This is a genomic window from Sphingorhabdus sp., assembly GCF_035329025.1.
Classification (GTDB): Bacteria; Pseudomonadota; Alphaproteobacteria; order Sphingomonadales; family Sphingomonadaceae; genus Sphingorhabdus_B.
In genome coordinates, this window is record NZ_DAOLHN010000027.1 from 1 (window position 1) to 13968 (window position 13968).

Below are 13968 nucleotides of genomic sequence, written 5' to 3' on the forward strand. Positions count from 1 at the left end.
TGATCAACGGTCTGATGACGCTCAACGGCGCATGGGACAAGATCCGCACCGATCCGATTACCCGCATGTTCGTGATGAGCCTCGCTTTCTACGGCATGTCGACCTTTGAAGGGCCGATGCTGTCGATCAAGGCGGTGAACAGCCTGTCGCACTATACCGACTGGACCATCGGCCACGTTCATAGCGGCGCTTTAGGCTGGAACGGCATGGTAACCTTTGGCTGCCTCTACTATCTCGCACCGCGCCTGTGGAACCGCCAGCGTCTCTATTCGTTGCGCATGGTCAACTGGCACTTCTGGCTGGCGAGCGCAGGGATTGTTTTCTACGCCTCGGCCATGTGGGTTTCGGGCATTATGCAGGGCCTGATGTGGCGCGAATATGGGGCGGACGGTTATCTCGTCTACTCCTTCGTCGAAACGGTCGATGCGATGTTCCCGATGTATCTGATCCGCGCCTTTGGCGGCCTGCTCTATCTGGCTGGTGCCCTGGTGATGACGGTAAACATCTGGAAGACGATTGCCGGCTCTCCGCTCCGTGAAGAGCTGCCGATGACCGAAACCCCCCATAATCCTGAAGCGGACCGCCCGGCGGTTGCCGTACCGGCCGAATAAGGAGCAACGAAAATGGCTTTCAGAATTATTGAACATGGCAAGCTGGAACGCAACGTTGCCTTGCTTGGCCTCTTTGCCCTTGTGACCGTCGCGATCGGCGGTCTGGTGCAGATCACGCCGCTCTTCTGGATCGACTCGACCATCGAGAAAGTGGACGGGATGCGGCCTTACACTCCTCTGGAGCAAGCCGGGCGCAACATCTATATGCGCGAAGGCTGCTATGTCTGCCACAGCCAGATGGTCCGCCCGTTCCGCGATGAGGTGGAGCGTTATGGCCCCTACAGCCTGGCAGCGGAAAGCATGTACGACCACCCGTTCCAATGGGGATCGAAGCGTACCGGGCCGGATTTGGCGCGGGTTGGCGGGCGTTATTCGGATGAATGGCACCGCGCGCATTTGAAAGACCCGCGCGCGGTTGTGCCTGAATCGATCATGCCACCTTATGCCTTCCTTGCCGAACGCGATCTCAATGCCGGTGATATGACCAAGCATCTGACCGCGTTGAGCCGGGTCGGCGTCCCTTACAGCAAGGAAGCGATTGCCGAGGCGAATGCCGATCTGGTCGCACAGGCCGATCCCAATGCCGACAGCGAAGGTCTGAAGAAGCGTTACGCCAAGGTCCAGATCCGCGACTATGACGGGGATCCGTCACGCGTCACCGAAATGGACGCGTTGGTTGCCTATCTGCAGATGCTGGGCACGCTGGTTGACCACAAGAAAGCGGCTGCACAGCAGGTGCCGAATGCGGAGGCAGCGAAATGAACTATGAATCCGCACGCGCATTTGCCGACAGCTGGGGGCTGGTATTCACCGTCCTCCTCTTTCTGGGGCTCGTCGGTTGGACATTTCGCAAGGGGGCAAGCCGCGACCATGACGCTGCGGCGAACATGATTTTCAGGGACGACGACAATGGCTAAAAAACCTGGTGACGACACCCAACGTATCGACCAGCCCACGGGCACGGCCTTTGTCGGCCATGAATGGGACGGTATCGAGGAACTGAATACACCGCTGCCGCGCTGGTGGTTGTGGACCTTTTACCTTACGATCATCTGGGCGTTGGCTTATGTCATCATGTACCCGGCATGGCCTCTGGTGGATAGCGCGACCAAGGGGATGCTGGGCTGGACGAGCCGGGGGCAGTTGGCTGCGGAAATGCAGGCAGCCGATGTGAAGCGTGCGCCATTGGTGAATGCGTTGGCCGCCATCCCCGTTGAGCAACTCGTTGCCGACCAGAAGCTTTATCAAGGCGCAGTCGCAGGCGGTGCCGCCGCGTTCAAGGTGCATTGCGTGCAGTGTCACGGATCGGGCGCGATCGGCTCCAAGGGCTACCCGAACCTGAACGACGATGACTGGCTGTGGGGCGGGGATATTGCCGCAATCCATTATACGTTGACGCACGGTATCCGGAACCCGGATCATCCCGAAACTCGGGTTTCGGCGATGCCTGCTTTTGACGGTGTGCTGACGCCTGCCGAAATCGCTTCGGTGGTCGGCCATGTCCAGTCGCTGTCTGGCAAGGCTAAGCCCAATGCCAAGGGTGCCGAACTGTTCGCCACAAATTGTGCGTCATGTCACGGTGCCGATGGCAAGGGATTGCGCGAATTTGGTGCGCCAAATCTGACCGATGGTATCTGGCTCTACGGCGGCGACAAGGCGACGCTGACCGAGACGGTCAAATATAGCCGTCAGGGCGTGATGCCGCGCTGGAATGACAAACTCGATGCAGCTACCATCAAGATGCTCGCTGCTTATGTTTATTCACTGGGCGGTGGTGAAGCCACTCCGGCTGCCGCGGCTCCTGCTACTGCTGCTGCACCGGCCATTATGGAGGCGAAGGCGGCCAATGGCCAACCTTGATGACCTGATGGGGGCGGACAACCCGCTCTACGAAAAGCGCAAGGGCGTCTACCCCAAGGCGGTCAACGGCTTCTTCCGGCGATTCAAATGGGCGATCATGGCGATAACCCTTGCCATCTATTATGTCACGCCGTGGATAAGATGGGATCGGGGGCCGCACGCCCCCGACCAGGCCGTATTGGTCGATCTCGCCAATCGCCGTTTCTACATGTTCAACATCGAAATCTGGCCGCACGAATTTTATTATGTGGCTGGCTTGCTGGTGATGGCGGGCATCGGCCTGTTTTTGGTGACCAGCGCTGTTGGTCGTGCGTGGTGCGGCTATGCCTGCCCGCAGACCGTATGGACCGACCTGTTCCAGCATGTTGACCGCTTGGTGGATGGCGATCGCAACGCGCAGATCCGCCTCGAAAAGGCGTCTTGGGGGCCGGAAAAAATCCTTAAACGCTTGGCCAAATGGTCAATCTACCTCTTCATCGCCTTCTGGACCGGCGGTGCGTGGATCATGTATTTTGCCGACGCGCCAACACTGACGGTCGATTTCTGGACCGGTCAGGCGCCGCCGGTTGCCTATGCAACGGTGGGCGTGCTGACCGCGACGACCTTCATCTTCGGTGGTTTCATGCGCGAGCAGGTGTGCGTCTATATGTGCCCCTGGCCGCGTATCCAGACCGCGATGATGGACGAAAAGTCGCTGATCGTTACCTATCGCGAATGGCGCGGCGAACCGCGCGGCTCGGTCAAAAAGGCAGAGGCCCAGCCCGGTGCCTTTGGCGACTGCATCGACTGCAATCAATGTGTTGCCGTATGCCCGACCGGTATCGACATCCGCGAAGGGCCGCAGATCGGCTGCATCACCTGCGCACTGTGCATCGATGCTTGCGACAGTGTGATGGAACAGATTGGCCGCCCGCGCGGTCTGATCGATTATCTGACGCTTGATGATGTCGCGACTGAAAAGGCGGGCGGTACGGCGCATCCGACGCTCAAGACGCTCTTCCGGCCGCGCACGTTGGTCTATTTTGGCATCTGGTGCCTGATCGGGCTCGCCATGCTGTTCACGCTGGGGCAGCGGACGCGACTGGACCTTACAGTCCAGCATGACCGTAACCCGCTTTATGTGCAGCTGTCGGACGGCTCGATCCGTAACAATTACACCGTCAAAGTGCGCAACATGGAAACCCGCCAGCGCGAGGTTGAACTGGTGGTCAAGGGGCTGCCGGGCGCCGTCGCATGGACCAGTACAGGGTCGCGCGAAACTGCAACCGATAGGGTGAAGGTCTCGGTCGCGCCCGATACGGTGCAGAAAGTCCGCCTGTTTGTCGTCGCCCCGACCGAAGGCTCGGCACGTACCGATTTCGAAATCCAAGCCGTCGCGCTGACGGGTAATGAACGCGGCGACAGCGATAGCGTGCGCTTTGAAAGGCCGGAGACAGGACAATGACAGATATGACGCGCAAGCCTTTTACCGGCTATCATATGACAGCCATCCTGAGCGGCTTTTTCGGAATCGTGATCGCGGTCAACATCTACATGGCGAAGGTCGCCATCGGTACCTTTGGGGGTACCGTGGTCGACAACAGCTATGTGGCCAGCCAGAACTACAATGAATGGCTGGCCGAGGCCGACCGCCAGAGCAAATTGGGCTGGTCGATTGCCGCATCGCGTGTCGCAGGCGGCAAGGTTGCCCTGAAAGTCGCTGACAATGGCGCAGCCGGGCAGGGCTTTGTCATATCGGCGCGCGCCATCCATCCGCTGGGCCGCGCGCCCGAACAGGCGCTGCGCTTTGAACCGCAGGGTGATGGAAATTGGCTTTCCGCCGAGGCGCTGCCCACGGGCCGCTGGACGCTCCACTTCGAAATGCGCCGTGACGCTGACCATTATCGTACAATCGCCGACGTAAAATGAACGCACCTGCACCCCAGGTTTCGATAAGCGCACTGCCGGAAACGCTGTTTGCGGTGCCGGGGATGCGCTGTGCGGGGTGTATTTCCAAGATCGAAACCGGGTTGACGCAAGTGCCGGGGATTGCTGCTGCCCGCGTCAATTTCACGGCAAAGCGGGTGGCAATCAGCCATCTGCCCGAAACTACCGTTCCTGAAATCCAGCGTGCAATTGCAGCGCTGGGCTTCGAATCGCAGCCGTTAGGCGACGAACTGGCAGGCATTTCAGATCACAGCAGCCGGGAATTGTTGAAGGCGATGGCCGTCGCCGGTTTTGCCATGATGAACATCATGTTGCTTTCGGTCTCGGTCTGGTCAGGGGCTACGGGGGGCACGAAAGACCTGTTCCACTGGCTGTCGGCGCTGATAGCCCTGCCCACCGTCGCCTATTCGGGGCGGCCATTCTTCCGCTCTGCCTGGAACGCGCTCAAGAACCGGCGCACCAATATGGATGTGCCGATAGCAATCGGTGTCACCCTGACGACGGCGCTGTCGCTGCACGAAACCTTTGTCAGCGGCCCTCATGCCTATTTCGACGGCGTCGTGATGCTGCTCTTCTTCCTGCTGACCGGACGCTGGCTCGACAGCGTGATGCGTGATCGCGCGCGGGATGGCGTCTCGGCGCTGCTCAAGCACAAGGCCGCAGGTGCCTTGGTGCTGTCGGAGGATGGCACATCGGGCTGGGTCAACGCCGATGCGCTCAAGACCGGAATGGTTATGCTGGTTGCCGCAGGAGAGCGGTTGGCGGCAGACGGGATCGTCATAAAAGGACGGTCGCAATTCGACCTGTCGTTGCTTACCGGGGAATCGGTTCCGGTCTTGGTGGCCGTGGGTGACATGGTTCATGCCGGAACGCTCAACGTCGATGCACCCGTAGAAGTCCGGATAACGGCCACAGGTGCAGCCACCGCGCTCGCCGACATTGCGCGGCTGATGGAGGATGCCGGGCAATCCAAGTCGCGCTACGTCCGCATAGCAGACCGTGCCGCGCGCTATTATGCACCCGCCGTGCATACGCTCGCTTTGCTCAGCTTCGCTGGCTGGATGCTGGCGGGGGCCGGATGGCATCAGTCGTTGCTGATCGCAGTTGCGGTACTGATTATCACCTGCCCCTGTGCTTTGGGGCTGGCCGTTCCTGCCGCGCAAATCGTCACCGCCGGCGCGTTGATGAAAAAAGGCATTTTGGTCAAAGATGGCTCTGCGCTCGAGCGGCTGGCGGAAGTGGATCGTGCGCTGTTCGACAAGACAGGAACCTTGACTTTGGGCCGCCCAGAATTGGTGAACCGCGAGGCGTTTCCCGCATCGGCCAAACCTGTAGCGCTGGCCTTGGCGCGCAACAGCCGCCATCCGCTCTCGCAAGCCTTGCGTCGTGCGCTGGAAGCCGAAGGCGTGGCTGCGGCTGACATCACAGATATCCGGGAAATTGCCGGTCAAGGGGTCGAGGCGCTTTACGGATCGGAGAGGGTCCGTCTTGAGCGCCCCGATGCGAGGAGCGCCGGTGCGTCGCTGGCCGTGCAATTCCGGCAGGGCGATGCACCGGCGATTGTTTTGGCCTTTGAAGATGGCATGCGCCCTGACGTGCAATCGGCACTGCGCCAATTGCAGGCGCTGGGCATCGAAAGCAGCATCGTTTCCGGTGACCGCGCCGAGGCTGTCCAGCCCGTTGCGCGGGAATTGGGCCTGACCGCGCAGACCGGCATGCACCCGCAGGACAAGCTCGATACGATATCGCGACTTTCTTCTGCCGGTCACAAGGTGTTGATGATCGGCGATGGCCTGAATGATGGCCCTGCTTTGGCAGCCGGGCACGCATCGCTCGCCCCGGCTTCGGCCAGCGATGCGGGGCAGAATGCGGCGGATGCCGTGTTCATGGGCGACAGCCTTTTGCCCGTCACCATCGCGATCCGCGCAGCCCGTGCCACCCAGCGAATTGTCCGCCAGAATTTTGTGCTGGCGATTGGCTATAATGTGGTCGCAGTGCCCTTGGCGATCATGGGACTGGTCACGCCGCTTATCGCCGCGCTGGCCATGTCAGGTTCGTCGATTATCGTGGTCGCCAATGCGTTGCGGTTGAAAGGCGCTGCCAAATGACCGGCATCCTCGTTCTGATACCGATAGCATTGGGCCTTGGCCTGCTGGGATTGGGGGCCTTTTTCTGGTCGCTGCGCAGCGGGCAATTTGACGATCTTGATGGGGCAGCGTTGCGCATATTAATCGACGACGAAGGGCCGGGCGATGATTGAGCGCCGCGTCAATCCCTGGGTTGCCCTGCTCGCGTCACTGGCACTGTCCATGCCTATCCCTGCAGCGGTGCAGGCGCGTTCGATCATGGTGTCGAACTGCATGGGCGGGATGGATCGCATAGATATACCTGCAGACCCCACCCAACCAAGCGATCATGGCTGCTGCAACAAGGGCTGCCACGCCGCCAATGACCGGCGCAAAAAAAATCAGGACGATAGCCAAGACGACTGCTGCTGAGCGTCTTCCCATTTGTTTGCCCGTCACCCCCGCGAAGGCGGGAGTCCATCACCCGTGGGATAAATTTCTGCGGCCGGAGATGGATTGACGTGCCGTCACTTCGTTGCCCGCCTTCGCGGGAATGACGAATTATTCCACTGGGCACGAGGTTCCAACAAAAAAGAGGCGGGCTCTTGTGAACCCGCCTCTAGAGGGAGGAGCTGGTAAATGCGTGTTTAGAGCTTGAAGCCCACGCCCACGCCAAAGACGAGCGGATCAATATCCACGCCTACGCGCTGCACCCCGGCAGCCGTCGTGTTCAGGCGGGCATTGGTGTCCATCTTGATATATTTGACGTCGAAATTGAGAAACATCTTCTCGTTGAGGTCGATGTCGATCCCGGCCTGCGCGGCCCAGCCAAAGCTGCTGCTCAGATTGACGTTGGTCTGGCCGACCGCAGCTTCAAGGCCGTTCGATGCCTTTTCCTTGTAGAACAGCGTCCAGTTGACGCCGGCACCGACATAAGGGCGAACCTTGGCTGCGGGTGCGAAATGATATTGCAGCGTAACGGTCGGCGGGAGCACCCAGGTCGAAGCCAGCTTGCCGATAGTTCCGGTGGTGCCAGAAGTTCCCGAGACGCTGTGCTTGGTAGTAGCAGCGATCAGTTCGATGCCGACATTGTTGCTCAGCATGTGGGTGATGTCGACTTCGGGTGCGATGGCGTTGTCGACCGAAACGGTTTCAGCCGGGAATGCCGGGGTGATGCCGGTCGAATCCTCGTTCGGGGCAACCATGATGCCGCGAACACGGATGAAGGTATCGCCTGCTTCGGCCATGGCGGGGGTTGCCGCCATTCCAGCCATCAGGAGAGCGAGTGCGGAAATCGTTTTTATCTTGGTGCTCATTATGTAACTCCCTGTGAGCGTTGGGTTATGGTTTCTTGCAGGTGTTCAGCCCGAACAATGTGTAGGCCGGACACCAGCGGAAGAGCCCGGTGAAGAGCGGGACGAGCCCCACCCATCCCCAGACGGTTTTCGGCCCGACAAAGACGAGCGAAATCAATATAATGCCTGCGACAATCCGCAGAATACGATCAGCATTTCCGACATTGGCGTTCATGACTTGATCCTTTCCAGATGGTTTAGCGCGACAGCATCAGCGGAATGCGCGACTGCATCGTCAGATAGCGGGTGACGCCGCCGAGCAGCGTTTCACGCAGCCGTGAATGGCCATAGGCACCGATCAGAATGCAGCCTGCGCCATGATCAAGTGCGAACTGGTGTAGCACATCATCGGTATCGCGCACACCGGGCTTCAACTGGTGCAGCTCGGTCTTGATGCCATGGCGCGACAGATATTCCGAAGCGCCCAGCTGAGGAAAGTCTTCGCCGCCATTGCCGATGGAAACCAGATGCACCGCAGAGGCCGCTTGCAGCGTTGGCAAAGCATGGCGGATTGCGCGTGCGGCCTGTTCCGATGCATTCCAGCCAACGACCACGGGTGCAGCGGGATCAACTTTGTCACACCCTGTTGGGACGACCAGAACCGGGCATCCGGCATGAACGACGACTGCGTCAACGATGGGCAATGGATGGGCAATGTCGCCCTTGGACGGACCAGCCTGTCCAAGCACGACCAGATCGGCAAGCGATGATGCGGAAACCAGTGTCTGGGCAACATCGCCGTCAAAGGCCTGCCAGTCCCAACGGACATCTTCCTTGGACAGGCGGTCCTCGATACGCTTCTGCAAGGCGTCCTGCGTCTTGCGCAATTCTTCGATCAACACGCCGCTGGTGAACATGCCACCTGCCGGATCAAAGGTCGCATAGGCACCATAAGGCGTCACATGCATGCATGTGAGATGGGCGTCATGCGCACGGCAAATGTCGAGCGCAGCCGACACCCGGCCATCAAGGCCGCTGTCGTCATGGACATGAACAATTACTGATTTCAGCATTGCAACTTCCCCTGCAATTCCGATTGGAGCCCAGATAGTACGAGTCGTTGCAGGCCTTGTCCTTGACCGATGACAAGGAAGTTATTGACTGAGATCAAAGCCTGAATTGGCGCTTTTGCGTAGGTATAGGCGATTATGTGGCCTTACTTCCCAGATCTGTTGGCGCGGCCTGTACCGCGATATACGAGCTACCCGCCGGCCACCCAATTCACGGATAAGGTCAATGCGGGCGCCCAGGCAGAGGCGTTGAACAGCGTTGTTTCGGGAACGCCAATCTCGCTTTATGCGCATATTCCCTATTGTCAGTCGATCTGCTGGTATTGCGGCTGCAACACCGGTGCGGCGGGGCGGACGCAGCGGCTGCATGCCTATCTTGAAGCGCTTGAGGCAGAAATGGCGATGGTAGCGAAGATGCTGGGCGGTCGCGGCAAGTTGCAGCGAATTGCCTTTGGTGGCGGCAGCCCCAATGCAATCGAGCCGGTCGCCTTTGTCCGGCTGGTCGACCGCCTGGTCACGACGTTCGGTGGCAACAACCCAGACATTTCGATCGAAATCGATCCGCGCGCCTTCTCCCTCGAATGGGCGATGACACTGGCGATTGCGCAGGTAAATCGAGTCAGTTTCGGGGTGCAAAGTTTTGAGCCTGAAATACAGGCCGCGATTGGCCGCATCCAGCCGGTGGAGATGATCGAAACCTGCATGGCATCGTTGCGTGCGCGGGGAATCCATTCGATCAATTTCGACCTCATGTATGGCTTGCCGCATCAGACCAATGAAAGCCTGCTTGGTACGCTGGACCATGTCGCGCGGTTGCGGCCGTCACGCATTGCGCTGTTCGGCTATGCGCATTTGCCACATATTTTTCCGCGCCAAAAACGCATCGATGCAGCGGCCTTGCCCGGCATTGAGGCGCGGTTCGAACAGGCGGCGATTGGTTTTGAACGGCTGGTGTCCGAAGGCTATGTGCCCATCGGTTTTGATCATTTCGCGCTGCCCGATGACTCGCTTGCAATAGCGGCAGCCGAAGGCAAGGTGCGGCGCAATTTCCAGGGCTTTACCGACGACCAGTCCGATGTGCTGATTGGCTTTGGCGCCAGCGCCATCAGCCAGTTTCCGGATCGCATCATCCAGAATGAAAAGAATCCGGGTGCCTATCGGGAGATCGTTGGAGCGCATCGGCTGGCCGGAAGCCGCGGCCTGTTGCGCGATGCCGACGATCAGATTCGTGCAGCGCGCATCGAACATTTATTGTGCTCGGGCCATGCTGATGCCTCTTGCCTGTTGGCAGAACCCGCCTCGATGGCGTCGCTACACCAGCTAGAAGAACGCAGGCTGGTGGTTCGCGATGGCAGCTTTATCAAACTGACCGAAGCAGGGCGTCCCTATGCCCGCGTCGTGGCGGCATTGTTTGATAGTTCGCTACCCGAACTTGGCACCGGGTCGCTGGCGGCCTGAACGTCAATCAGTCGATTTGATCGCCCATATCAGGAATTCGACATTCCCTTTGGGGCCAGTGATCGGGCTTTCGGTTAGCCCCTTGACCGCCCATTCGCTGTCCTCAAGCCAGGCTGACACTTCGTCGCAAACTCGGGCGTGAATGGCTGTATCGCGCACGACCCCCCCTTTCCCGACTTCACCCCGCCCCGCTTCAAATTGCGGTTTTATCAGCGCAACCATTTGCGCGCCGGGTCTGGCGAATGACATTGGCCGTTCGAGCACCTTCGATAGGCCGATGAAGCTTGCATCGCAGACGATGATGTCGACCGGTTCCGAAATATGTTCGGCAGTCAAGATTCGCGCGCTGGTCTGTTCGTGGACGATCACACGCGCATCCTGTCGCAACCTCCAGGCAAGCTGGTTGGTGCCGCTGTCTACGGCATAGACCTTAGTGGCCCCCTTGCTTAGCAACACATCGGTGAAGCCGCCGGTCGAAGAACCGACGTCGATTGCGACAGTGCCGGTGACGTCGATACCAAACTGGTCAAGTGCGTGCGCCAGCTTTATGCCCCCGCGTGAGACCCACGGATGGTCCTGCCCTTTTACGCTAATTTCGACATCGTCAGCGACCTGTGCACCTGGTTTATCAACCTTTTTGTCGCCCAGCATCACATGCCCTGCCATGACCAGCGCCTGCGCGCGGGTCCGGCTTTCGGCAAGGCCGCGCTCGACGAGCAGTTGGTCTATCCGGATTTTCTGTTTGGCCATCGCAATTTGGGGCCTAGCCGAATGCGCGCTGATTGGCCATAAGGCTGTCCATGCGGTTGAACCATTTGATCCTGCTGCCCTTGTTTGCGCTTGCGGCTTGCGTGCCATCGAAGCCCGAGCCGGTTCCACAGCCCAAACCACAACCCGCGCCACCGCCCGTTGTTGTGGCACCGCAGCCCGTGCGTCCGTCGGGTGACTGGATTGACTGGCCGATCGAGCCCGGCACATGGGTCTATCGCACCGACGCGCGTGGATCGCTGGCCCTGTTTGGACCTGCAGGCGCCAATGCGACCATTACCTTGCGCTGCGATAAAGCGCGTGCGCGCGTCTTCCTTTCGGTGTCCGGCACGGCGCAAGCAGGCGCGATGCTGGTTCGTACCAGCTCCACGATGAAATCCTTGGCGGCGGTGCAGGCTTCCAAAGAGCCGCCTTATGTCGCAGCCGAACTCATGCCGCGCGATGCTATCCTTGATGCGATCGCCTATAGTCGCGGACGCTTTGCCATTGAAATTCAAGACTTGCGCCCGATGGCAATCCCGAACTGGGCAGAGATCGGGCGCGTTATCGAGGATTGCCGCTGAATTCGGGCATAAAAAAGGGGCCTCTATGGCCCCGCGCAAGAGGCAAGATATTTGCCAGAAAAAAATCGAAAAACAAGACTTGTTTCATAGATTCGCTTGATTCAAATTTGAGTCGCGGAGGGCAAGCAGATGCAAGACGCAAACAGTTTTCAACAATCGAAAGGAGGTGATCCGATGTCTCATGGTTCAGTTACGAGGTCGGACATTTCCGTTCGGGGGATCGGCTGCTGATTTCAGCATGAATACCACTCCCGGCAGCGGCATGTCCGGCTGCTGACCATGCTAGGAAAGGGTCGCTCCAACACGGAGCGGCCCTTTTCGCATGGGTGGTTGGAAAGTGCGACTTTCAACCCTAGATTGGAATGTGAAAGTTGAGGTTCGATCATGGCATTCCTTAAAAGCGTGTGGCGGTTTCTGGTAGCAATCAAGGATGGCCTGGCACTGCTATTCCTGCTGGTGTTCTTTGGTTTGCTCTACGCGCTGTTGAGCGCCGGGCCGAACCCCGGTGCCGTGCATAAAGGGGCGCTGCTTCTCGAACTGGACGGTTATGTTTCGGAACAGCCTGCAGCGTTGGATCCGGTGGCAGCCTTGTTGTCGCAGCGGGCCCCGGTGCGTGAGTTCCGCCAGCGCGATATTTCGCGATCACTTGAACTTGCCATCACAGACGACCGCATAAAAGCCGTGGTGCTCGATCTCGATCGCTTCATGGGAGGCGGTCAGGCGAGCCTTGCGGCAATCGGTGAGCGCATCGAGGCGGTGCGCAAAGCCGGAAAGCCGGTCTATGCCTTTGCCACTGCCTATAGCGACGATGGCTATCAGCTGGCGGCGCATGCCAGTGAAATCTGGGTCGATCCATTGGGTGGTGTGCTGCCGACCGGGCCGGGCGGCTCGCGGACTTATTATAAAGGCCTGTTCGACCAGTTGGGCATCAAGGCGCATATCTACCGCGTCGGCACCTTCAAGAGCGCGGTCGAGCCGTATATGCGCGCCGACCAATCGCCCGAAGCCGAAGTCGCAATGAAAGCGCTCTACGACGAAGTGTGGGCGCAATGGCGCAGCGATGTTGCCAAAGCGCGACCCAAGGCGAAACTCGATGCCCTACTTGCTGATGCACCGGCGGCCGTGGAGGCAGCAAAAGGTGATTTGGCGCAGGTATCGCTGGCAAACGGGTTGGTCGACAAGCTGGGTGATCGCATCGCGTTCGGCAAATATGTCGCCGCCAAAGTGGGCGAAGGGCGCGAGGAAAAGATCGGTAGCTTTGCCGAAACGCGCCCGGCTGCCTTGCTGGCCGCACACAGCCCGTCGCGCGATGGCTCTCCTATTGGTGTCATCACCATCGCGGGCGAAATCATCGACGGTGAGGGCGGCCCGGGTGTGGCCGCGGGGGATAGTGTTTCTGAACTCATCTATGACGCGCTCAAGAATGACGAGTTGAAGGCGCTGGTCGTACGGGTCGATTCCCCAGGCGGTTCGGTGACCGCGTCGGAGAAAATCCGGCTGGCCTTGGCGGAGGCTAAAAAGCGCAAAATCCCGGTCGTCGTCTCGATGGCCAATCTGGCCGCGAGCGGCGGTTACTGGATTTCGATGCCGGCCGACGCAATCTTTGCCGAACCATCGACGATCACCGGCTCGATCGGTATTTTTGGTGTGCTGCCTTCGGGCAAGGAAGCGCTCGCCAAATGGGGTGTGACCACCGATGGCGTGCGTACCACCCCGCTGTCGGGGGAGCCCGATGTGCTCGGTGGCATCAGTCCAGAATTTGACCGGCTGGCGCAGGCGACGGTCGAAAAAGGCTATCGTGATTTCCTGACACGTGTGGCGGCGTCGCGCAAAAAGACGGTCGAGCAAGTCGACGCCATTGGGCAGGGCCGCGTTTGGGCGGGCGGTACTGCACGACAATTGGGATTGGTTGACCGGCTGGGTGGCTTGGACGATGCTTTGGCAGAAGCGGCGCGGTTGGCAAATCTTGAAAAAGGCAACTGGCACCCGCTCTACATTGAGCCCATGCCCGATTTTGCCAGCACCTTACTTGGCGGGTTTATGCCCGAACCGGCGCAGGCGCAAATGCCGACCGACCTTTTCGGACGCGCAGCGTTTGAGCAGCAACTGATGTTTGACCGGATTGCCGCCGACCTGCGCTTGCTGTCGGGCGTCCAAGGCGCGCAAGTGCGTTGTCTGGAATGTGGGGCAGTTGCAGGGTTGCCCACACAGCCGGAGGTCGGGCTAGACAAGGGCTGGTTGGCGATGCTTATCCAACATATTCGCTAAACGTCGCCCCGGCGTAGACCGGGGCCGCAGGCGGTTCACTCAGGCCGAGCAGCATAAACCTTTGGCGGCCCCAGCCTGCGCTG

Annotated in this window: 16 protein-coding genes; 12 read left to right on the forward strand and 4 right to left on the reverse strand. The window is 59.5% G+C overall.

Annotated features, from left to right (window positions below; genetic code table 11):
• The 9 genes from PKC81_RS08995 to PKC81_RS09035 all read left to right on the forward strand — a co-directional run.
• Positions 1 to 611 (forward strand): cbb3-type cytochrome c oxidase subunit I (locus PKC81_RS08995; RefSeq protein WP_324335253.1); only part of this gene is annotated, 611 nt, incomplete at its 5' end.
• A gap of 12 nt (positions 612 to 623) precedes the next feature.
• On the forward strand, positions 624 to 1373 hold the full coding sequence (gene ccoO, locus PKC81_RS09000) for a cytochrome-c oxidase, cbb3-type subunit II (RefSeq protein ID WP_115549886.1): 750 nt from the start codon (positions 624 to 626) through the stop codon (positions 1371 to 1373).
• Positions 1370 to 1528, forward strand: a complete 159-nt coding sequence (locus tag PKC81_RS09005; protein ID WP_115549887.1) for a cbb3-type cytochrome c oxidase subunit 3 — start codon at positions 1370 to 1372, stop codon at positions 1526 to 1528. Before ccoO ends, PKC81_RS09005 begins: the two co-directional genes overlap by 4 nt.
• The gene (gene ccoP, locus PKC81_RS09010) at positions 1521 to 2471 is read left to right on the forward strand and encodes a cytochrome-c oxidase, cbb3-type subunit III (RefSeq protein ID WP_324335258.1); all 951 of its coding nucleotides are present in this window, start codon (positions 1521 to 1523) and stop codon (positions 2469 to 2471) included. Before PKC81_RS09005 ends, ccoP begins: the two co-directional genes overlap by 8 nt.
• Positions 2458 to 3915, forward strand: coding sequence for a cytochrome c oxidase accessory protein CcoG (gene ccoG, locus PKC81_RS09015; protein ID WP_324335260.1), 1458 nt, complete (start codon positions 2458 to 2460; stop codon positions 3913 to 3915). The genes ccoP and ccoG overlap by 14 nt, the downstream gene beginning before the upstream one ends.
• A gap of 5 nt (positions 3916 to 3920) precedes the next feature.
• Positions 3921 to 4379 (forward strand): FixH family protein, encoded by a 459-nt coding sequence (locus PKC81_RS09020; RefSeq protein ID WP_324335262.1) that lies wholly within the window; start codon positions 3921 to 3923, stop codon positions 4377 to 4379.
• Positions 4376 to 6505 (forward strand): heavy metal translocating P-type ATPase, encoded by a 2130-nt coding sequence (locus PKC81_RS09025; protein WP_324335264.1) that lies wholly within the window; start codon positions 4376 to 4378, stop codon positions 6503 to 6505. The genes PKC81_RS09020 and PKC81_RS09025 overlap by 4 nt, the downstream gene beginning before the upstream one ends.
• Entirely contained in the window at positions 6502 to 6657 is a 156-nt protein-coding gene (gene ccoS / locus PKC81_RS09030; RefSeq protein WP_324335266.1) for a cbb3-type cytochrome oxidase assembly protein CcoS, read from the forward strand. The genes PKC81_RS09025 and ccoS overlap by 4 nt, the downstream gene beginning before the upstream one ends.
• Positions 6650 to 6895 carry a hypothetical protein gene (locus PKC81_RS09035; RefSeq protein WP_324335268.1) on the forward strand — a complete coding sequence of 82 codons (246 nt, stop codon included), beginning with the start codon at positions 6650 to 6652 and terminating at the stop codon, positions 6893 to 6895. The genes ccoS and PKC81_RS09035 overlap by 8 nt, the downstream gene beginning before the upstream one ends.
• Before the next feature lie 215 nt (positions 6896 to 7110).
• Here PKC81_RS09035 and PKC81_RS09040 read toward each other — a convergent pair whose 3' ends face one another.
• The 3 genes from PKC81_RS09040 to PKC81_RS09050 are packed head-to-tail and all read right to left on the reverse strand — an operon-like array spanning position 7111 to position 8831.
• On the reverse strand, positions 7111 to 7779 hold the full coding sequence (locus PKC81_RS09040; RefSeq protein WP_324335270.1) for an OmpW family outer membrane protein: 669 nt from the start codon (positions 7777 to 7779) through the stop codon (positions 7111 to 7113).
• A gap of 25 nt (positions 7780 to 7804) precedes the next feature.
• Complete coding sequence (locus PKC81_RS09045) at positions 7805 to 7993, reverse strand: DUF2892 domain-containing protein (protein ID WP_324335272.1); 189 nt, start codon at positions 7991 to 7993, stop codon at positions 7805 to 7807.
• Positions 7994 to 8015: 22 nt separating this feature from the next.
• Entirely contained in the window at positions 8016 to 8831 is an 816-nt protein-coding gene (locus tag PKC81_RS09050) for a universal stress protein (protein ID WP_324335274.1), read from the reverse strand.
• A 135-nt stretch (positions 8832 to 8966) separates the two neighbouring features.
• Between PKC81_RS09050 and hemN the strand changes: the two genes are divergently transcribed.
• A complete protein-coding gene (gene hemN / locus PKC81_RS09055) occupies positions 8967 to 10286 on the forward strand; it encodes an oxygen-independent coproporphyrinogen III oxidase (protein ID WP_324335276.1) in 1320 nt (439 codons plus the stop codon).
• A 3-nt stretch (positions 10287 to 10289) separates the two neighbouring features.
• On the opposite strand, the gene PKC81_RS09060 is transcribed toward hemN, so the two are convergent.
• Complete coding sequence (locus PKC81_RS09060) at positions 10290 to 11036, reverse strand: TlyA family RNA methyltransferase (RefSeq protein WP_324335278.1); 747 nt, start codon at positions 11034 to 11036, stop codon at positions 10290 to 10292.
• A gap of 50 nt (positions 11037 to 11086) precedes the next feature.
• Between PKC81_RS09060 and PKC81_RS09065 the strand changes: the two genes are divergently transcribed.
• Positions 11087 to 11617 (forward strand): hypothetical protein, encoded by a 531-nt coding sequence (locus PKC81_RS09065; RefSeq protein WP_324335280.1) that lies wholly within the window; start codon positions 11087 to 11089, stop codon positions 11615 to 11617.
• A 384-nt stretch (positions 11618 to 12001) separates the two neighbouring features.
• Positions 12002 to 13885 (forward strand): signal peptide peptidase SppA, encoded by a 1884-nt coding sequence (gene sppA, locus PKC81_RS09070; RefSeq protein WP_324335282.1) that lies wholly within the window; start codon positions 12002 to 12004, stop codon positions 13883 to 13885.
• Positions 13886 to 13968 lie beyond the last annotated feature (83 nt).